The organism is Companilactobacillus paralimentarius (assembly GCF_963227125.1).
Classification (GTDB): Bacteria; Bacillota; Bacilli; order Lactobacillales; family Lactobacillaceae; genus Companilactobacillus; species Companilactobacillus paralimentarius.
On sequence record NZ_OY724131.1, the window covers coordinates 692,926 to 713,306 of the forward strand.

The 20,381-nt window shown below is 34.8% G+C and carries 16 protein-coding genes; 10 read left to right on the top strand and 6 right to left on the bottom strand.

What is annotated here, in order from left to right; genetic code table 11:
• On the top strand, positions 1 to 249 hold the full coding sequence (locus tag ACI6PB_RS03255; RefSeq protein ID WP_404327758.1) for a hypothetical protein: 249 nt from the start codon (positions 1 to 3) through the stop codon (positions 247 to 249).
• A 40-nt stretch (positions 250 to 289) separates the two neighbouring features.
• Here the strand turns inward: ACI6PB_RS03255 and ACI6PB_RS03260 are convergent, their stop codons facing one another.
• The gene (locus tag ACI6PB_RS03260) at positions 290 to 1,180 is read right to left on the bottom strand and encodes an IS3 family transposase (protein WP_309511209.1); all 891 of its coding nucleotides are present in this window, start codon (positions 1,178 to 1,180) and stop codon (positions 290 to 292) included.
• A gap of 5 nt (positions 1,181 to 1,185) precedes the next feature.
• Complete coding sequence (locus tag ACI6PB_RS03265; RefSeq protein ID WP_404327631.1) at positions 1,186 to 1,437, bottom strand: transposase; 252 nt, start codon at positions 1,435 to 1,437, stop codon at positions 1,186 to 1,188.
• Between the two features lie 85 nt (positions 1,438 to 1,522).
• On the opposite strand from ACI6PB_RS03265, the gene ACI6PB_RS03270 reads away from it, so the two are divergent.
• Positions 1,523 to 1,861, top strand: coding sequence for an NAD(P)H-dependent oxidoreductase (locus ACI6PB_RS03270; RefSeq protein ID WP_404327759.1), 339 nt, complete (start codon positions 1,523 to 1,525; stop codon positions 1,859 to 1,861).
• A 59-nt stretch (positions 1,862 to 1,920) separates the two neighbouring features.
• Here the strand turns inward: ACI6PB_RS03270 and ACI6PB_RS03275 are convergent, their stop codons facing one another.
• Positions 1,921 to 2,895 carry a MucBP domain-containing protein gene (locus ACI6PB_RS03275; RefSeq protein ID WP_227005263.1) on the bottom strand — a complete coding sequence of 325 codons (975 nt, stop codon included), beginning with the start codon at positions 2,893 to 2,895 and terminating at the stop codon, positions 1,921 to 1,923.
• A 270-nt stretch (positions 2,896 to 3,165) separates the two neighbouring features.
• Between ACI6PB_RS03275 and ACI6PB_RS03280 the strand changes: the two genes are divergently transcribed.
• Positions 3,166 to 4,899 carry a hypothetical protein gene (locus ACI6PB_RS03280; RefSeq protein WP_404327760.1) on the top strand — a complete coding sequence of 578 codons (1,734 nt, stop codon included), beginning with the start codon at positions 3,166 to 3,168 and terminating at the stop codon, positions 4,897 to 4,899.
• Positions 4,900 to 5,212: 313 nt separating this feature from the next.
• Here the strand turns inward: ACI6PB_RS03280 and ACI6PB_RS03285 are convergent, their stop codons facing one another.
• Entirely contained in the window at positions 5,213 to 7,369 is a 2,157-nt protein-coding gene (locus tag ACI6PB_RS03285; RefSeq protein ID WP_404327761.1) for a GH92 family glycosyl hydrolase, read from the bottom strand.
• Positions 7,370 to 7,371: 2 nt separating this feature from the next.
• Entirely contained in the window at positions 7,372 to 8,424 is a 1,053-nt protein-coding gene (locus tag ACI6PB_RS03290) for a substrate-binding domain-containing protein (RefSeq protein ID WP_056955761.1), read from the bottom strand.
• 122 nt (positions 8,425 to 8,546) lie between these two features.
• Here ACI6PB_RS03290 and ACI6PB_RS03295 point away from each other — a divergent pair, with 122 nt between their 5' ends.
• The 5 genes from ACI6PB_RS03295 (at position 8,547) to ACI6PB_RS03315 (ending at position 16,494) form a co-directional block, all read left to right on the top strand.
• Positions 8,547 to 9,839, top strand: a complete 1,293-nt coding sequence (locus tag ACI6PB_RS03295; RefSeq protein WP_025085359.1) for a glycoside hydrolase family 125 protein — start codon at positions 8,547 to 8,549, stop codon at positions 9,837 to 9,839.
• Positions 9,840 to 9,853: 14 nt separating this feature from the next.
• Positions 9,854 to 12,550, top strand: coding sequence for an alpha-mannosidase (locus ACI6PB_RS03300; RefSeq protein WP_025085360.1), 2,697 nt, complete (start codon positions 9,854 to 9,856; stop codon positions 12,548 to 12,550).
• 124 nt (positions 12,551 to 12,674) lie between these two features.
• Complete coding sequence (locus tag ACI6PB_RS03305) at positions 12,675 to 13,784, top strand: ABC transporter ATP-binding protein (RefSeq protein ID WP_404327762.1); 1,110 nt, start codon at positions 12,675 to 12,677, stop codon at positions 13,782 to 13,784.
• An 18-nt stretch (positions 13,785 to 13,802) separates the two neighbouring features.
• Positions 13,803 to 14,660 (top strand): CdaR family transcriptional regulator, encoded by an 858-nt coding sequence (locus ACI6PB_RS03310; protein WP_025085362.1) that lies wholly within the window; start codon positions 13,803 to 13,805, stop codon positions 14,658 to 14,660.
• Positions 14,661 to 14,721: 61 nt separating this feature from the next.
• Positions 14,722 to 16,494 (top strand): beta-N-acetylglucosaminidase domain-containing protein, encoded by a 1,773-nt coding sequence (locus ACI6PB_RS03315; protein ID WP_404327763.1) that lies wholly within the window; start codon positions 14,722 to 14,724, stop codon positions 16,492 to 16,494.
• Positions 16,495 to 16,562: 68 nt separating this feature from the next.
• On the opposite strand, the gene ACI6PB_RS03320 is transcribed toward ACI6PB_RS03315, so the two are convergent.
• Positions 16,563 to 18,167: an IS1182 family transposase gene (locus ACI6PB_RS03320; protein ID WP_025086411.1), complete on the bottom strand. Its 1,605-nt coding sequence runs from the start codon at positions 18,165 to 18,167 to the stop codon at positions 16,563 to 16,565.
• A 277-nt stretch (positions 18,168 to 18,444) separates the two neighbouring features.
• Between ACI6PB_RS03320 and ACI6PB_RS03325 the strand changes: the two genes are divergently transcribed.
• Positions 18,445 to 19,419 carry an ABC transporter permease gene (locus tag ACI6PB_RS03325; RefSeq protein ID WP_404327764.1) on the top strand — a complete coding sequence of 325 codons (975 nt, stop codon included), beginning with the start codon at positions 18,445 to 18,447 and terminating at the stop codon, positions 19,417 to 19,419.
• A gap of 16 nt (positions 19,420 to 19,435) precedes the next feature.
• Complete coding sequence (locus ACI6PB_RS03330; protein ID WP_404327765.1) at positions 19,436 to 20,356, top strand: carbohydrate ABC transporter permease; 921 nt, start codon at positions 19,436 to 19,438, stop codon at positions 20,354 to 20,356.
• Positions 20,357 to 20,381 lie beyond the last annotated feature (25 nt).

Consider the following 20,381-nt stretch of genomic DNA (forward strand, 5'->3'; position numbering starts at 1 on the left):
ATGAAAACAACAATTTTTTTATTTCATCCTAACTTGAAAGAGTCACGAGCCAATGCAGCTTTAATAAAAGATACAGATATTGAAGTACGAGATATTTATACACTTTATCCTGATGGTAATATCGATGTTAAAGCTGAACAGAATGCATTAACTAAGACTGATAGAATTGGATTGAAGTCAATATTTGAGACAGGTTTTAAGAGACATTCAGAACCGCGTTTACCTTCCACAGCTCAAATAAATCATTAATCGTGATTAATAACTTATTTGAACCCTGGAAAGCATTAAATCAGGCGGCCATTTGGCTCGCAAGTGTTGCGATTTCAACTTGTAAGGGGGTCTGGTAGCCCAGTGAACTATGAATTCTCTTCCTATTGTAGAAAGCATGCACATATTCAAAAAGGACAGCAGCGGCAGTTTCATAATTCTCAAAGACCGGCACTGGATAAACACATTCCTTTTTGAGGGAAGCATGAAAAGATTCCATTGGTGCATTATCGTATGGACACCCCTTACGGCTGTAAGAGTGGCGGATATGTAGTTCTGTTAACCGTTGGTTGTAATCATCGCTGGTGTACTGTGATCCTAAGTCTGTGTGGATAATCAGGTCCCCAGTAATGGTTCGATTTTTAACCGCGCTTTCCAGGGTCTTTAAGACTAAATCAGTATCCATCTTTTTTGAGAATGAATAGCCGATAATTCGTCTTGAGTGCAGATCCATGATGGTTGATAAGTAACACCAGCCATTACGCTTCGTTTGAATATAGGTCATATCAGCGGTCCATTTTTGATTTAAACCAGTGGTCGAGAAATCCTGCTTAAGCAAGTTGGGACGCTGTTCAACCTTGGTTTTGGAAGCCGAAGCCGCTTTCCATTTATTGACGGTAACGGAGTGGATATCCAGTTCCTTCATGAGCCGGGAAATCCGTCTTGGGCTGCACCGACGCTGCAGTGGTTGAAGTTCCAGATTCAATTCATGGTGGATCTTCATAACACCGTATCGCTGCTTAAATTCCGCAAAGATCCGCAGAATCCGTTGTTTTAAGTCCGCATCTTCGGCCCGGCGTTTTGAAGGCTTTGGGGATCGATAACGATAATACTGAGCTCTGGAAACACCGAGGATTCGGCACATCTTAGTTACCTGGTGGTGATGGCTTTCTTGGTGAATGTAATCAAAAATATTGGTTACTTCTGCGCAAGGAAGCCCAGGGCTTTTTTTAGGATTTCGTTCTCCTCAGACAGGGAAGCCAGCCGCTTTTCCATCGCTTTAATTTCGTCTGGCGATTTACCGGATTGAGTTTTGGCTTGGCCCTGGATCCACTTATGAACGGTTGAATAGCCAATGCCATATTCTCTGGCCAGTTGGGCAGCTGATTCGCCTTGCTTATATAGGTTGATGATGTTTTGTTTGAATTCTCTGTCGTAACGAGTTGGCATGTAAAAATTCCTTCCTTTTGAGAGACGATTTATTCATTATACCCTCTCTTAAAAGTTGTCTCAGGAATCAGCTTACATCCAAATTGTGTGGAAATTTCCAATGTACTGGTTCAGTGGCCCATCTTTGTTAAAGAAATGGCAAGATTTGGTTTTGGAACACGGTTGGGCATACGGTCATGCCTTAGATGGTAAGGAATTAATGCTGGCGGTAACAGTGGGGGCCAGTGAAGAAGAGTATCGAGTTGGTGGAAAACAGGGCCATACTATAAATGAATATTTATTTCCTATGACGCGTACGGCAAAATATACAAGAATGAAAGTTCTTAAACCATTCATTGTTGATGGAGTTTTCCGTATAAGTGATAGTGAATTAATGAGTGAGGCTCAAAGATACTATCAAATATTAAATGATCCTAATTATTAAACAACTGGGAATATAAAAGAGACAGCTAATTCAATTTTGAATTAACTGTCTCTTTGGTTTTATAGATTTAAATATTTACTTTCAATATAATAACCATCGTCTAATTGAGCCCAAACACTGTAATTGTCTAATTGGACAAGCGTTTTGACAAAAACAAATTGGCCACCTTGATAACGTTGATTATCCATATCACCATAGGGTGTTTTCCAAGCAGTGACAAACTGATCAGAATAATAGAGTATTTTAACTGAACGATTAATATTCATACTGTCGATAACTGAATAAGTATAGCTGATGTTACTAGCAGTTTCACTTAGAGGGCTTCTTAACATTTCTTGTTGAGATGTTGGTTGTTGGATAATTCTAGTCATGATTCTTTCAGAATTTGGAATCCAAGTGTTACCACCCAAGTTGTACCAGATTGTACTATTATATGTTTCTTGAACAGCACGATAGACTTTCCAATCTGTTCCAAAAGGTAAAGGTTTGTCTAAAGGTACTTTACTAGTTGGCTCACTAAAAACATTGACATTGTCTTTAGTTCGAATGTAGAGATTTTTTTTGATTTTGAATTCTCTAACTGGCAAAACATTATAAACATATTCTTGTTCTTGAACTTTGTTAGTAAATTGACCGTGTGGTTCTTTAGGCGAATGTACTAAAAAGTGATCAGCTTCTTGAAGTGGATGTGAATCAAATTGACGATTCAATTCACCTTCAAGGTATTGTGGATCAGCAATTAGATTACCATCAGTATTGCGATGATAAACAATAACAGGAGCTGATAGTTGACTAGCATAAACTAAGTAGATTCCATCGGAATTAGGAATAAATGTCTGTTGGAAGTTAGTAACAGATGACAAAACATACCCAGGTATTTCTTGCCAAGGAATATCTAACTTATCTAGATAATGTCCCTTTATGGTAACTGGCTTAGAGATTTCTTTACCTAAGGAATCAACGTAGTGAACCTTAATTTCAACATCATCGCGAGCTATTTTTTTTACTTTTGGTGAGAGTACGTCATTTTCCATAGTTCTTTCCCCGTTATGGGAAAAGTGTTGATTTGTTTGCTTTTTTCCCATAATAATTCCCTTCTAACATGAATTAGTGTAATTCTAACATTAAAAAAATAGGTAATTTTCCTTTATATAGGTATCTTAAGGATATTTAAGATTTTTTTAAGCTTTTTAAGTAATGCCAATCTAGACCATATTATCAAAAATAAAATAGTCAAAAATGATTTAATATACAAAAATTATATGATAATATTATATTGCTAATTAATAGAAAGGGGTTTCATGATGAGGAAATTAAAAAAACGTTGGTTACTAGTATTAGTTTTTATTTCCATATTGTCGGCCTCGTCATTTAATAGACATTATAAGAAAGTTAGTGCTCAAGATGAGGAAACTACTGAGGTAAATCCTTATAAGGAACCAAGTGGTAATTCTAGTAAGTTCTTGGGCATTAGACTAACCAATGGTTATAGCTTGCAACCGGCAAAAGAAACCTATTTAGAGGTTGGACAGACTAAGACTATTTCGGGTAATGCGTCACGTTCTTTAGGAACATTAACTTTGACTCTAGCCCTAGGCTATACGATTAAGAAATATCAATGGTATAAATCTACTGATGGAAAGAATTGGAGCAAGGATACGTCTAGTTCAGCTAATAAGAAAACTTTGAGCATAACTCCAGATAAAGAAGGTAAAACGTATTATCAATTGGAGGTTTATTGGCAGGCTCTGGGAATACTTGGTCGAACAACGACACATTTATATTCTGATTTAGCGACTGTCAATGCCGTCCCTGAACCAGTGGATGCAACTAGTGTTAAAGTGACGACAGATGACGACTATTTATATAATTCTTCAAACGATATCGTCAATACCGAAACTATAGCACATGCGCATCCTGATCCTGCTAATTTTACAGGTACAGTTAGTTGGAGTATTGATAATGATAATTTAGCCACTATTGACAGTGAAACAGGTGAAATTGATGCTAATACTTCTCGTTTGTCTGGTGTAGTTAGAGTTACAGCAACATTACATAATCCGAGCGGATCAACTGTTTCCAACTATAAAGATATTACCATCGGTGGTGGTTTGGAAGATCAAACAGTTAAGGCTGGTCAAACGGCAACCTTTGATTTGCAGGGAAATGTTGGTGATTTAGACGAAGGTGATGATACGGAGGGTGAAAGTAATTATACAATCAAATGGTATAAAGAAGATCCAATCACTCATGCTCGTGAACAAATCCAAAAGGATAACCCGCAAGCACTTTCCTATACAACTCCTAAGACGACGTTGAATGATGATGGAACTTTGTTCTTGGCCATTGTACAAGTGAAATATAATGGTAAAACTTATTCATACACAACGAATGATGCTTTTTTACATGTTAAACCAGAAGGCGGACCTAACATGTCTATTACCAATACCATGGAAAATAATACATATAATGATGGTACAAATACGGAAAATATGTTATTTGGTGTAAACAATGGCGATCAGATAATCTATCATGACACCTTAGAAAATAAAACTTCAGGTGGACGTTTAAATGATGCTACTTACACTTTGCCTTTGAGAAATGGGACAACTGTTAAATCAGTAAAAATCGATGGTGTAGAAACTGACAATTATGAATTATCGAAAAATTCAACGACCGATGCAACTGATTTGATCGTTTCGAATTTGAATTTTGACATTAATGAAAGTCATACGGTTGACGTTGAAACCGAAGTAGTAGGCATAGATAAAAAGGACAGTTTCAGTTCAATTCCGTATGTTAGTGGTAAAGATGATGATGGGGTTTCCTATCGGAAGATAGGTAATCAAAATGTGATCAACTATACTTTAGATACCGTAGCAATAAAGAAGGCAAACGATATTGACTATGGAACATTAAATTCTGTTATGTCTGAAGGAACTTTGAATCGTCAAGACGAACTAAATTTACCTAATAATATCGTTGATATTGAGGATACAAGAAGAAATAAGCAGCCAGTAACTTTGAGTGTCGAGTAAGTAGGCGAATTTACTAATGAAAATTCTGATGTATTGTCGGGTCATTTAAGATTTTATAATGGTAAAAATTTCTATGACCTGTTGAATAATCCGACTTCGATTTATCAAACTGAAAATGATGAGACTTTGAATTCACAAGGTTGGAGCCGAGACGAAGGGATTTTGTTATATATGAATTCTCAAATGAATAAAGCCGGAACGTACAAGACAACTCTTAGCTGGGAAATTAACGATAGCATATAAACATAATCCAAATAAAAAGGCGTTCATATTTATCAAGTATATTGATAGATAATATGAACGTCTTTTTGAGTTATTTTTTACTTAATGAGAAAGGTAATTGTTCATCATATTTGGTTTCCGGTAATAGGCAAAGATTGATTTCAAGATTGCCTCCCTTAATGATCTGACTGTATTTTAAGAATCTTTGTTTTAATTCTTGACCGTTAAGTGAACGGTTTTGTACAAATTGATTTTGAGGGTAATTACGATTTGTTTTAATGGTAAATTTTTTGTCATTAGGTAGATTGATTTGGACTTTGTCGAATAAAGGAATACCGAAAACGTACTCATCACTACCAGGACAAAGTGGATAGAAACCAAGACAGGCAAAGATAAACCAGGCTGCCATTGAACCGTTGTCTTCATCACCGGGGAAACCATCGATTGAATCATTGAATTGATTAGCTAATTGTTTGATCAGCAATTCTGTATATTCGGGATGGTCAGTGTATTCGAATAGGTATGGTAAATGAAAACTGGGCTGATTAGAGATAGCAATTTGTCCGAAATCAATAGCTGCCATTTCGGTCATTTCATGAATTTGAAAGCCATACCCTCCAACATTAAAAGCTGGTTTTTGATTACTGAGATTCAAAAGTATTTGTAAAAAAGTGTTTTTCTTACTATAAAGTTTTTTAAGACCGGCAATATCGTGATAAACTGCAAAACTGTTTTGCCAAGAACTGCCTTCAGTATAGTCGGTACCCCAACGAATTGAATCGAAATCACTTTTGAATTGTCCATTACTATTCTTAGGGCGCATCAAACCAGTTTCAGAATCGAAGATGTTTTTATAGTTTAAAGCTGATTTGGCATATTTTTTAGCTAGTTTATCTTTATGTAGTAAACTGGCGACTTGTGAAATACAAAAATCACTGTAAGTGTAGTCGAGAGTTTGGTTAACAGATTCAGGATATTTATCAGCTGGCAGATAACCATACTTGTTGAAATCATCCATGCCCAATCTACCTAGACGTTCATCATTACTTTTTTGAGTAGCACTCTTTAACATGGCATCGAGAAATTGTTTCATTTCATCTTCATTTAAAATACCTTTGACGGAAGCATCAGCAATAACAGCATCAATCAATGTTCCAGGCATCATGCCACGTTCATCAGGGGCTAACCATTTTGGCAAGTAACCACTTTCTAGGTAACTGTTGTAAAAACCAAGCATCATTTGATGGTATGTCTTAGGAATCAAAATAGCGAATAGGGGATAAACTGTTTTACTAGTATCCCAGAAACCATTATTCATATAAAGATACCCAGATTTAACAGTATCATGGTATAGATCATAATGAATCGGATGATTGTCAGAATCTAATTCATAGCATCTTTGTGGAAAGAGAAAAGTACGATACATGCAATGATAAAAAGTTGAAAGACGTTTTTTATCGCGATCAGTTACCATTATTAAATCAAGATAAGACTGCCATGTTTCTTGAGCAGTTTTTTTTGCATTCTCAAAAGTTAAGTTGGAAAGTCGGTTTAAAGTAATTTGAGCCTGATTGAAGCTGATAAAAGAAGTTGTTAATTTAACATTGATTTCATTGGTATCTGCAAATGAGAGAATCATTGAATCGTATTCGGGTTCATCTTGATGCAAGGTCAAGGTAGATTTGATGGCCTTATCAAATTTTAATGCGGCGTAAAGCTTAAAGTCGCTATTGAAATGTGAATCATAATTCCTAACTAAAAGCTTTAATTCATTTTGATTATCATCAAGTATGAATTCACCATTCTTAGGAATATGCACAATAATTTTAGGAATATTACGGTTAAATTGGTATTTGAAAATAGCACCATATGTTGTTGGCGTAATTTCGGTTTGGACTTCGTATCTTTGGTCATAGATAGATAAATAATGAGGATTGAAAGTTGCTTCATTAGGACGGTATGATCCGACTCGATCAAAAGTTTTGCTATTGATTTCAACGTCACCAGTCAGAGCTGACAAAATAAAGCTAGAAAAATCGCCAATCCAAGGACTTGGTTGATGAGTAATTTTAATACCAGCTAATTGGTGCGATGTAGGTGAAAAGGACCAAGAAGTATCATCAAAAGTTGTTTGTGGGATTAAATAATTCATTCCAAAAGGAACGCCAGTGTAAGGAAGTGTATTACCATGCGAGAATTCAGAAGTACTATCAGTTCCTTGTCTGGTATCAATCTGATTAATTAGCATATTTATTTATCTCCTAAGGTATTAATAGATTGTCTCTCAATTATTTTTACAGGAATGGTGGTCCGTTGAATGATTGATTTATCAGGATCATTGATCAAATTTAACAGTAAACTAGCAGCGTTTTCACCTAAAGCAACGAAGTTTTGGTCAATAGTCGAAAGAGCTGGATAACTTAATTTGGAAGCCTGAATATTGTCGAAACCAACTAGAGACAATTGTTGTGGAATTTGAATATTGTGATTTCGTAGTTCATTCATGGCTCTAATTGCAACAACATCGTTTTCGGCTACAATGCCAGTGATTTTTTTATCTTCAACATTATGTACTAAATATTCAATGGCCTCATTTTGATCTAAATCAGCGTGAAGAATTTCTGGTGTGATTTGATGTTTCTTTAAAGCTGATAGGTACCCAAAGTAGCGTGAGCGAACGGAAGCCTCATTCAAATTAGCCTCATTAGTCAAAAAGGTAATGTTGTGATGGCCATTTTTAATAAGTTCATTTGTAGCCAAATAACCACCTGAGAAATTGTCAGAGGTAACAGAAGAGATTGGGAGATCTTCAAAGGATTTATCTAATAGAACAATAGGAATGTCGTTCAGATAAAGTTTGGTGATTACTGGTAATTCAAGATGAAGAGATTCAACGTAATAGATAATACCTTTAGCTGCTTTAATACGTGACATAGGTAAATTACGAAAAATTTTATTGTTAATAGTCGTCAATTGAAAATCACTTGTATCGTCTAATTTTTGTAATAGTCCACTAGTGTAATCGCCAAATTCATTATTGTTGGCAAAAGGAATTACGAAAATGATTTCTGACTTAGCGTTTTTTTCGATATTATTCTTTTTAACAATTGTACCGATACCGGCTTTTCTAGTTACTAGGCCATCGTTTTCCAGTTCAGTTAATGCACGTTTAGAGGTAATGCGACTAACTTTGTAGTCTTGAGCTAATTGGTTCTCACTGGGTAACTTGTCACCAATAGCAATTTTTTCTGTTAGAATATCATTTTTTAATGTTTGGTATATCAATTTGTATTTTGGTTCCATAATATTAATATTCCTTTCTATGACTAATAATATAGCACATTTTTAAAAAAAGACACTAGCTTTTTGTAAACGTTTACATTATACTGATGGAGCAAATGATATATCAATTGGAGGACTTGATTTTGACTAAACAAACAATTTCACCTGAAATAAAACAGTTTATGGATGAAGTTACTAAAAAAGCCAGCATTGATCACGCTGATTGGGCCAAGGTATTTAATGTAACTTATGCCAATACTTTAGAGACAACAGTTAAAAGAATTGCTGACGATGACATTTTTATTTTGACAGGAGATATTCCAGCAATGTGGCAGAGGGATTCGACTTGTCAAGTTCGACCATATCTAGTTATGGCGCAAAAGATTCCTGAAGTATCAGATTTTATCCGTGGAGTCGTTAAACGTCAATTCTTCAATATGAACCATGATCCGTATGCTAATGCTTTTAATAGTGAACCCAATAATGCGGGACATCATAAGGATCATACAGAAATGACACCTTGGATATGGGAAAGAAAATTTGAGATCGATTCACTTTGTTTCCCAGTTCAATTGGCCTACTTGTTGTATAAGAATACGGGTCGTATTGACCAATTCGATGATGATTTTGTCAGTGCCATCAAAAAGTTATTGCAAGTCTTTGAAACTGAACAACATCACACGACAGCTTCTAAATATTGTTTCCAAAGAGATGAAGATAGACCCGAAGATACATTAACTAATAATGGCTTGGGTTCACCGGTGGCGGAAACGGGGATGATTTGGTCTGGCTTTAGACCTAGTGATGATGCCTGTGTTTATGGTTATTTGGTTCCAGCTAATATGTTTGCGGTTTTGATTCTTGATTACATTCAAGAATTATTCAATGGTATTTTGAATGATCCAGAGATTGTTGCTAAGGCTGAAAAGATTCAGTCTGAAGTTAAGGCAGGAATTGAAAAATACGGGACAACAACTAATAAAACTGGTGAGCGCATTTATGCCTATGAAACTGATGGTTTGGGTCACTACTTGATCATGGATGATGGAAATGTACCTAATCTATTGAGTACACCATATTTACATTACACAGCTATGGATGATCCAACTTACTTGAATACTCGTAAGACAGTTTTAAGTCCAGAAAATCCTTATTACTTTAAAGGTAAATATGGCAGAGGTTTAGGTAGTCCACATACACCGGCACATTATATTTGGCATATTGCCTTAGCAATTCAAGGTTTAACACAACCAAATAAGAATAAAAAAGCAACCTTATTAGATAATATGGTTGCCACAACAGCCGGTACTAATATGATGCATGAAGGATTTAATGTTGATGATCCAAGTAAATTTACACGTGAATGGTTCTCTTGGGCAAACATGATGTATTGTGAATTATTCTTAGATTATTTTGATTATAAAATTAAAGAATAGATAGGAAAATTATTATGAGTAGGAAAAAAGTTTTTGTAATATCACATAGTCATTGGGATCGTGAATGGTATATGGCTTATGAACAACACCATATGCGTTTAATAAAATTAATGGATGACCTGTTAGATCTTTTTAATAAGGAACCGGAATTCAACAGTTTTCATTTAGATGGACAAACAATTATTCTTGATGATTATTTGAAGGTCAGACCAGAGAGACGTGCCGAAGTAGAAAGGCGTGTGGCCGAAGGTAAATTACGTGTTGGTCCCTTCTATATCTTGCAGGATGATTTTTTAATTAGTCCAGAGGCTAATACACGTGATATGTTGATAGGTCATCAAGAGTCAAAGAAGTGGGGGAATCAGGTTAATTTAGGATATTTCCCGGATACTTTTGGTAATATGGGACAAACTCCACAAATGTTGAAGTTAGCTGATTTGAAATACGCTGCCTTTGGTCGTGGGGTCAAGCCAACTGGTTTAAATAATCAAGTCTTTGATAATGAAAAATATAGTTCTCAATATTCAGAAATGTGGTGGCAAGGTCCTGATAATTCTAAAGTATTAAGCGTGCTATTCGCCAATTGGTACAGTAATGGTAATGAAATTCCCGTTGATAAAATAGAAGCTAAAAAATTCTGGGATCAAAAATTAGCTGATGCTGAAAAATATGCTTCAACTGACAATCTTTTGATGATGAATGGGGTTGATCACCAGCCGGTTCAAAAGAATGTAATTGAAGCTTTGAAAGTTGCACAAGAACTCTATCCTGATTATGAATTTATTCATTCTAACTTTGATGATTATCTTAAAGCTGTTTCTAAAAGTATTCCTAAGGATCTTGGCAAAGTTGACGGCGAATTGACTAGTCAGGAAACAGATGGTTGGTATACTTTGGCTAATACCGCTTCTTCACGTGTTTATCTAAAACAAGACAATACTAAAGTTGAAAGGGAGCTAGAGAATATTGCCGAACCGTTGGCAACTATGGCCTACAATGGTACAAAGGATTATCCACATGATCAATTGAGATATGCTTGGAAGATGTTGTTACAGAATAACCCTCATGACAGTATTTGTGGTTGTTCAGTTGACGATGTACATCGGGAAATGATGACTCGTTTTGCCAAATCTAGAGAAGTTGGTGAATTTGTAGCTAAAGATGCTATTGAGACTTTAGCTAATCAAATCAATACATCGGCCTTTCCAGAAGGTAGTAAACCATTTATTTTAGTGAATACTAATGGTTACGAAAAAACAGAGATGAAGACGGTTGAAATTGAGTGGCAACGTGCTTTATTTGCTGATGGCAAACCTGACGTACAATATGAAGCAATGAAGAAAGCTCAAAGAGAACTTCCTAAGTTTAAAGTTATTGATATTAAAGGTAACAAGATTCCATTTGAGATGGTCAGTTCAGATGTTCGCTTTGGTTACGATTTACCTAAGAACAAATTCAGAATTCCATACATGGCTTTGTATGTCACCATCCAATTAGATTTAACTGCTATGTCAGCTTTCTCATGGAAGACTTTGGCACTTGCCAGTTCCGAAGAGTCAGAGAAGGTTGATTCAACCAAAATTTATGACGAAGATTCACAAATATTAGAGAATAATTGGCTTAAAGCTTCTATTAACAGTAACGGAAGTTTGAATATTCTTGATAAGAAGACGGGTCGTGAATTTGATAATCAATTAGTTTTTGAAGATACCGGCGATATTGGTAATGAATACATTTATCGTCAATCAGCGGATAAAAAGACAATTTTTTCAACTGATAGTACTGCAGAGGTTAAAGTTCTACAAAACAACTTTTTGGGTGCTAAAGTACAGTTGCAACAGACAATGATGGTTCCAGAATCAGCTGATGAACGTCTTGAATACGAACGTCAGGCTGTAATTGATATAACGAACCGTAAAGCCAATCGTTCTGAAAAACTGGTACCATTGACGCTCACAACTGTGATTACGTTGTCTAAGAATGCCGATCAATTGAAATTTAAGACAAGCTTTAATAATCAAATGAAAGACCATCGTGTCAGAGTTTTGTTTAAGACCAACTTGAAGAGTAACTATAATTTAGCTGATTCTATTTTTGAAACAGTTAAACGTCCTAATCATGTCAGTGATACTTGGAAGAATCCTACTAATCCCCAGCATCAACAGACCTTTGTTAATGTTTGCGATGATAATGGTGGAATGACAGTTGGTAATTTTGGCTTAAATGAGTATGAAATTTTGCCTGAAGATAATACGATTGCCGTAACTTTACTTCGCTGTGTGGGTGAAATGGGGGATTGGGGTTACTTTGGTACGCCTGATGCTCAATGTTTAGGGCAATTCTCATTTGAATATAGTTTGGCTTTCCATGACAATACAATTGCTAGCCGAACTCATACTTACCAACAAGCTAAGACGAATCAAGTTTCTGTACAAAGTGTCCAAACCGATATTCATAATGGAATTAAGAAATGCGATACTACTTTTTTAACTCTTAAAGCTGATAGTTTTGCCGTAACTAGTTTGAAACAAGCCGAAACGAGTGATGGCAATATTTTAAGAGGATATAATTTAACCAATAATGAAACGAAAATTGACAGTAGTATTCTAAAACAAGCTAAAACCGTTAACTTTTTGGAAGAGGATTACCCAGTAGCTAAGCTTAATATCTTGAATCCGGCAGAAATCAGAACATATAAATTTAGTTTTTAGTAAAAGTGTACAAAAATACTGATTGATTTTAGTTGATTTGTAATATTAATGAAAGCGTTTTTAAAATACAATAGACATATCAATTAGAGATAAACTAATAACTAATGGTTGAGAGGTTTTAATTATGGTAGAGATTGATTTAAATCACATTTATAAAAGATATGCCAACGCTGAAGAAAATAATTACGCTGTTTCAGACTTTGACTTACACATTAAAGATAAGGAATTCATCGTTTTTGTTGGACCTTCAGGTTGTGGTAAGTCAACAACTTTGCGTATGATTGCTGGACTGGAAGATATTACTAAAGGTGAATTAATCATTGATGGTAAATATGAAAATGATACAGCTCCTAAGGATCGTAATATTGCGATGGTTTTCCAAAACTATGCTTTGTATCCACATATGACCGTATTTGATAACATGGCTTTTGGTTTGAAACTACGTAAGTATGACAAAGATAAAATTAAAGAGAAGGTTGACTACGCTGCTAAGGTTCTAGGACTAACAGAATATCTAGATAGAAAACCTGCTGCTTTGTCTGGTGGTCAAAGACAACGTGTTGCTTTGGGAAGAGCTATCGTTCGTGATGCCCCTATCTTCTTAATGGATGAACCTCTATCAAACTTGGATGCTAAACTTCGTGTCAGCATGCGTGCTGAAATTGCTAGATTGCATCAAGAATTACATACAACAACAATTTATGTTACTCATGATCAAACCGAAGCTATGACAATGGCTGATAGAATTGTTGTCATGTCAATGGGTGAAGTTCAACAAATTGGTACTCCTAAAGAAGTTTATGAATCACCTAAGAACAAGTTTGTTGCCGGATTTATTGGTTCACCTTCAATGAACTTCTTTGATGTTCATTACAAAGATGGTATTGTTACAGATAGCGAAGGCTTGACATTGAAGCTTCCAGAAGGTCGTTCAAAGGTTCTTGATGAAGCTGGATATGATGATAAGGATGTTACTTTAGGTATTCGTCCAGAGAATATTCATGCTGAAGGTGCCATGGAAGAGACATTCCCAGAAGCTACAGTTGAAAGTGAAGTTGTGGTTTCTGAATTGCTCGGTGCTACATCAATGCTTTACTCAAGAGTTGATGGTACAGAATTTGTTGCTATTGTTGATGCCCGTGATTATCACAAACCAGGTGATAAAGTTCGTTTGACATTCGATTTGAACAAAGCACATTTCTTTGATGAAAAGACCACAGACGCAATCCGTTAAAATAGGTGGTTAAAATGTATGCTAGGAAGTATTGCTAAATTATTGGAATTGTATCCAGATGCCAAAGTGGTTATAGAACCTAGTTCTGATCCCCATAATTACAATTTTTTGATATCTGGACAGTGGGTAACAATTAAAAAAGATCATTTAAGTAATAGAGAGAAGTTCCTCCTATCACTAGTCAGTCAAGATAATAATAATAAATCCATTAATAACCAATGGTGGAACTTCTTAGTTCACGAAACTGATAAAATTCCTGCCGAAAAAATCAATGTTCGAGTACTCCAATTTGAAGTACAGAAGTTGGAATCCGATGATCGAGCCAATGAATGGTTGAGCGTATTTGAAGATACGTTTGATGACGTTGTAGATAGTTTTTGGATCAACAAATATACTGGTATATTGATTGAAAAAGAGACTAATACAAATATGGACAAGCTCGAAGTCCAAAGAATGATAGAGTTAGTGGATTCTGATTTCTATACTAAAAGTCACGTTTATGTTGGTCAATTTTGGCCAGTCAATGATAAACTCCCTAATATTTTTGACATGGAACGACAGTTATTTCATAAATCGCTAGAAATGAAAGAAAGAGTTAATAATTTATCTACCGTTATTTTGGATTTTCTGATTGAACAAAATTTGAAAAATACGGATATGTTTAAATCATTGAAAAACAAAATTGATATTGACTCCAAAACTACGCAGATGATCAATACTTTATACAAGTGTGATTCTAATTTAGCTAAGACTTCAAAGATGCTCTTTTTACATCGAAATACATTATTATATCGAATGGAAAAATTTCATGAACAGACCGGTTTTGATTTAAAAGACCGTGATGATTTAGTTTTATGCTTTTTGTTACTGAAGTAAAAAAGCAAAGGTTGGGCAAAACATAATGTTTTGGTCAACCTTTTTTTGAGGGAGAAATAATATGAAGTATAAATTGTTTCCAATTCCACAGGATATAGTCTACGACGAAGGTACTGTTTCACTATTGCCTAAAGTTAATCTAATAATGGATCAAAATTTGGATCGATATACTAAAGATAGGGTACTGGGAATACTTAAAGAATTTCAAATAGGATTTGAATTAAATACTCAAATTAGTGCTGAGATGATCAATATAATTATCCGAATTTCTAAACATCCATCTCATCACTATGATGGTTATAGATTGATGATCACTGAATCTAAAGTTCAATTATTTGGTGACAATACCGATGGTGTTTTCTATGGATTGGCCACTTTGAGACAGATTCTAAAACAATCTCAAGGACTCAAGGTACAACAATTGGCAATTCGAGATTATGCAGACGTAAAAAATCGTGGTTTTATTGAAGGATATTACGGTAATCCTTGGTCAGATGCTGATCGAATCAATTTAATGCGATTTGGCAGTAATTTGAAGTTAACACAGTATGTTTTTGCACCAAAGGATGATCCTTATCATAATGAAAAATGGCGCGAACTTTATCCCCAAAAGCGGTTAAATGAAATTAAAAAATTGGCTCAAGTCGGTAATGAGACTAAAACCAAATTTGTTTGGACAATTCATCCATTTATGCATGATCCAATCCGATTTGATCGGAATTATATTAGTGATTTAAGAATTATTGAGAAAAAATTTGATCAATTAATGTTAGTTGGTGTCAGAGAGTTTGGTATTTTAGCAGATGATGCTCCTTGGCCTAAGCACGGGGATGATGACTATATTAAATTGATGAAGGATATGTCAAATTTTCTAAAGAAACGTAAAAAAAATTACCCTGATTTAGTAACTGATATGATTTTTGTACCGTATTACTATTACTCAGATGGAGCTAAGGATAACGGACATTATGATTTACGTGATTTGAATGCCGTTTTACCTAAGAATATTCATATGGTAGTCACAGGCGGTAAAACTTTTGGGGTCGTTTCGGATGAATTTTTGAATGTTTTGAAAGATAATTTGACGGTCAAGGGTGCAGAATATCGTCCGGTACAACTGTGGATCAATTGGCCAGTAAATGATGGTTCTAGAAATAATTTGATAATGGGTGGAGCTAAGCATTACTTACAGGCTCAAGCAGATAGTAAAAAAATCTATGGTATTATGTTAAATCCAATGATGCAATCAGAGGCCTCTAAGCCAGCAATCTTTATCAATGCGGCTTATTCTTGGAATATTTGGACTGATAGTAAAACCGAGAGTCAAATTGAGCATAATGCCTTTAATTATGTTGAAAATCAGACCTTTAAATCATCTAAGGGCTCCAAAGCTTTGGAAAATTTAGCACAACATATGCAATTCAATGGGGCTATGCCTGAGCTCAATTTGGAGTCGCCTAATTTAGATACAAAATTGCGTCAATTTATTGAAGAGATGGATGAAAAAACAACATCTCCCAAAGAAATTAATAATTTAAAACATGAGTTTACTAAGATTAAACAAGATGCATTGTACTTTAAAGTTAATGGTCAAAAGAATTTGCGTGATGAAATGTTACCTTGGTTGGACAATGCTATTGATCAAATGCAATCACTAGAATTCATCTGTGATTATTTAAATACGGGGAAAGAAGAATTCTTAAGCAGTGCCAAGGAGACTTATCAAGAATCGCGGACTCATACTTTTGCTTACTTACAGGAGATTAAGCAAGCTGAATTTGGATCACAAAGTATTGCACCATTTTTGAAAGAAATGTTGACAGTTGTAAAATGATTTTAAGATAAATACAGAAGTTTATCATGATTAATTAAAAGAGGCTGTGACAAAACAGTCTCTTTATCTTAAAAGTTCGATGCGAATTTGAAAAAATTCCACATCGAACTTTTTTGTTCTCTAAAAATACAAATAAAAAATGACATTGATACCAGTTTCCTGATATTCAATGCCATTACTACGATCATCATTTCTTTTTTAACTTTATTCAATCCTTTAACATGGAATCTTTTGAAACCTAAACAAGCCTTCATATTTCCGAAGACTGGTTCCACGTCATTTTTTCTACGTGCATAAATATCAGCATATTGGGGAATCGAAAGTTTACTTCTCATGCTAGCTTTAAAATATTCCAATGAAGGATTGATGTATATTCTTTTACGATTCCCACCAGGCGTGAACGCCTGAGGAATCCTATTGTGATCATCATCAAATATCTCGGAAATATATTCTTTAAAGTAACGTTTAAATCCATATTTATCAGTTCTTATTCGATATGCATTAAAACTGAAACGGACACCTTGAGGATTTATATAATAATCATCGTCTTCGTAGTAATTCCAATTCATTACCTTCTTTTCATCTGTTTTCCATTTCTTTGAATTCTCTTTGAGCATAGTAGAGTACGGAATAACGTATTTCTTATAGTTATCATCTAAAAATTGATAGTTACTTTCAGAACCATATCCCGCATCGGCGACGATCACGTCGCCAAGCGTATGGTTCTCTTCAAGCTGTTTTATAAATGGTATCAATGTTCTTGTATCAGTTGGATTTTGAAACATTCCAACACCTGTAATGAATTGATTACTAGTGGCTATCTGAACATTGTATGCAGGTTTTAATTGACCATTCAGCATGGGATCTTCCTTGACTCTCATAAATGTTGCGTCTTCATCACTTTTAGCATAACTATTTCTTTTATCGAATTTCTTCATCTGTTTTTCGTGTTCAGATTTTTTATCAATACGGTTATCAAGTTTTCGGGAATATGATTTTAATTTTCGGCGTTCTTGTTTATCAGGATTAGGAGATTTTTTAGGATTAGCTTCTATTCTGGCGTTTAAATCTTCAAGATGTAATTCAAGTTTTATTTGTACTTCCTCTAGAGCATCGTCAGAAAGATCCGAAGGATTTTCGACGATACCTAATCGTACCTCGTTTATTTCGGACAATAAGTTTTGAATTTGAGATTTATTCATATCATCGAATCTGATGGTATTCTTTTTCCAAACGAACGAAAATTTATTGGCATCTGCCAATATTTTCGTACCATCAATAAAGGACACTTCATCAATCAGACCATTTTGTTTTAAAACACTAGTTAAATTCGTCAAGCTATCATCAAGTAAAGTTTCAATCTCATCTGAAATTCTAAATCTACATATGGTTCTATATGAGGGAACTTGATATTGTGTAAGCCATCTAGCAACGATATTTTCTTCAGCAAATTCTTCAATCTTTCTGCTAGTCATTACACTGCGAGAGTACGCAAAAAGTATCAATTTTAGCATTGCACGTAAGTCATATTCTCGCGGCCTCCCGCTAGAATAGACTTTTTCAATATTAAGCGATTCGACAAGATCGTTGATAAATCTAGCTGGATGATTTTCTTTTGGTTTGTAATCTAAAGGAATACTTAATGTCATTTGGTCTATGTTATAATTATTCATGGTTTTTGATCTCCTTTTGGAGTGATAAATTTTGGGAAGATGCGTGCGAGGTATCTTCTCTTTTTTTATATAATGATACAGAAAAAGCTGATGAATGAAATAAGAATCTCATTCATCAGCTTTTATTTTTTGAGACTTATGTCACAGCCTCTTTTTGTATAAAAACTAGAATTTGTATATAAAACCTCTAGTTTGTAACTTATTTGAGCAATAATGTAAGCGCTATAATTCTTCTTGTAAGTTGATTAAACAATATATGTAAGGGAGGAGGAAAATAATGGAAGAAAATAATGTAGCTCAAAGTCCTGAAGCAATTGCTGCTGCGGCTAAGAAAAAAGAGGGCCTTTGGTATAACATTGTTCACAATGGTCCGTTCCTTCTATTCGCATTACCAGGTGCCATTTGGATGATCTTCTTCTTCTATATTCCTGTATTTGTTAACCTTGTAGCATTTAAGGAATTCCAATTTTCACCTGATGGATTCTTAGCTAGTTTGGCACAAAGTAAGTGGGTTGGTTTTCAAAACTTCAAGTTCCTATTTACTTCAGATGCTGCTTGGCTGATTACTAAGAATACGCTTCTATACAATTTAGGATTTATTACTTTGAACCTGATTATCTCTGTTTTCTTCGCGATTGTTATGAGTGAATTGCGTCATAAGAGATTGGTTAAAGTTTATCAAACATCAATGCTTTTACCATATTTCCTATCATGGGTTATCATCGGATATTTCGTAATGGCATTCTTAAATCCTGACAAAGGACTTTTAAATACAATGTTACATACCAATATTAATTGGTATGCAGAACCAAAATATTGGCCATTTATCTTGCTATTCATAGGTACTTGGAAGGGAATCGGATATAACAGTATCTTGTACTTCGCTACTGTAATGGGTATTGATCCAACATATTATGAAGCTGCAACTGTTGATGGTGCCAATAAATGGCAACAGATTAAGAATATTACGATTCCACAATTAGTACCATTAATGACTTTAATGTCAATTTTGGCTGTTGGTAATATCTTCCGTGCCGACTTCGGATTGTTCTACACAGTACCACAAAATTCAGGTGCTCTATATAACGTAACATCAGTTCTAGATACATATATTTACAATGGTTTAACTTCAACTGGTGATATTGGTATGTCAAGTGCTGCCAGTCTTTATCAATCAGTTGTTGGTTGCATTTTGCTTCTAATCACAAACGCAATTGTAAGAAGATTAGACAGTGATTCAGCACTATTCTAGAGAGGAGAATTGAACTTTGAAAAAGAAGAAAAAAATTGATAGTGTCACAGTTCACTCCTTTAGTAGAGGAACGGACTTGTTCTTCAATATAATAGTAGGAATCTTTGCTTTATCTTGCTTACTACCATTATTCTTCGTTATTGTTATTTCTTTAACTGATGAAAATGCCTTAGCAACTTATGGTTATCGTCTCTGGCCTAAAGTTTGGAGTTTTGCCGGTTATAAGTATTTGGCAACAATGGGAGGAGAACTCTTAAGATCATTATGGATTTCAGTTTTAGTAACAGTTGTTGGTACTGTAATTAATTCAACTTTTACTTCAACTTATGCCTATGCGATTTCCAGAAGCAGTTTCAAATATAGAAGATTTTTTACAGTTTTCTGTTTGGTAACAATGCTATTTTCACCTGGTATGGTTGCTAATTATATTGTTGTAACAAATATGTTGCATTTGAAAGACACTCTATGGGCATTGATTTTACCTATAGCTGTAAGCCCTTTCAATATTATTGTCATGAGAACGTTCTTCAAACGACAGGTTTCTGAATCAATTATTGAATCAGCTCGTATTGATGGTGCTAGTGAAATGAGAATCTTTACACAGATCGTCATCCCATTGGCTGTTCCCGGTATTGCAACAATTAGTTTGTTTGCTGCTTTAGGTTACTGGAATGATTGGTTTAACGCTTTGCTATATATCCAAAGTGATAATCTAGTTCCATTGCAATACTTACTAATGAAAATTCAGTCCAATATTGAAATGCTTTCACAGAATGCCTCATCCGGTACCCAATTCGGTGGTAGTTTGATGGCAATTCCAAAGGAAGCAACCAGAATGGCTATGGTTGTTATTGCAACATTACCAATTGCATGTAGCTATCCATTCTTCCAAAAGTACTTCGTACGTGGTTTAACTATCGGTGGTGTAAAGGAATAAAAATCTAGGAATTATCATTTTATTA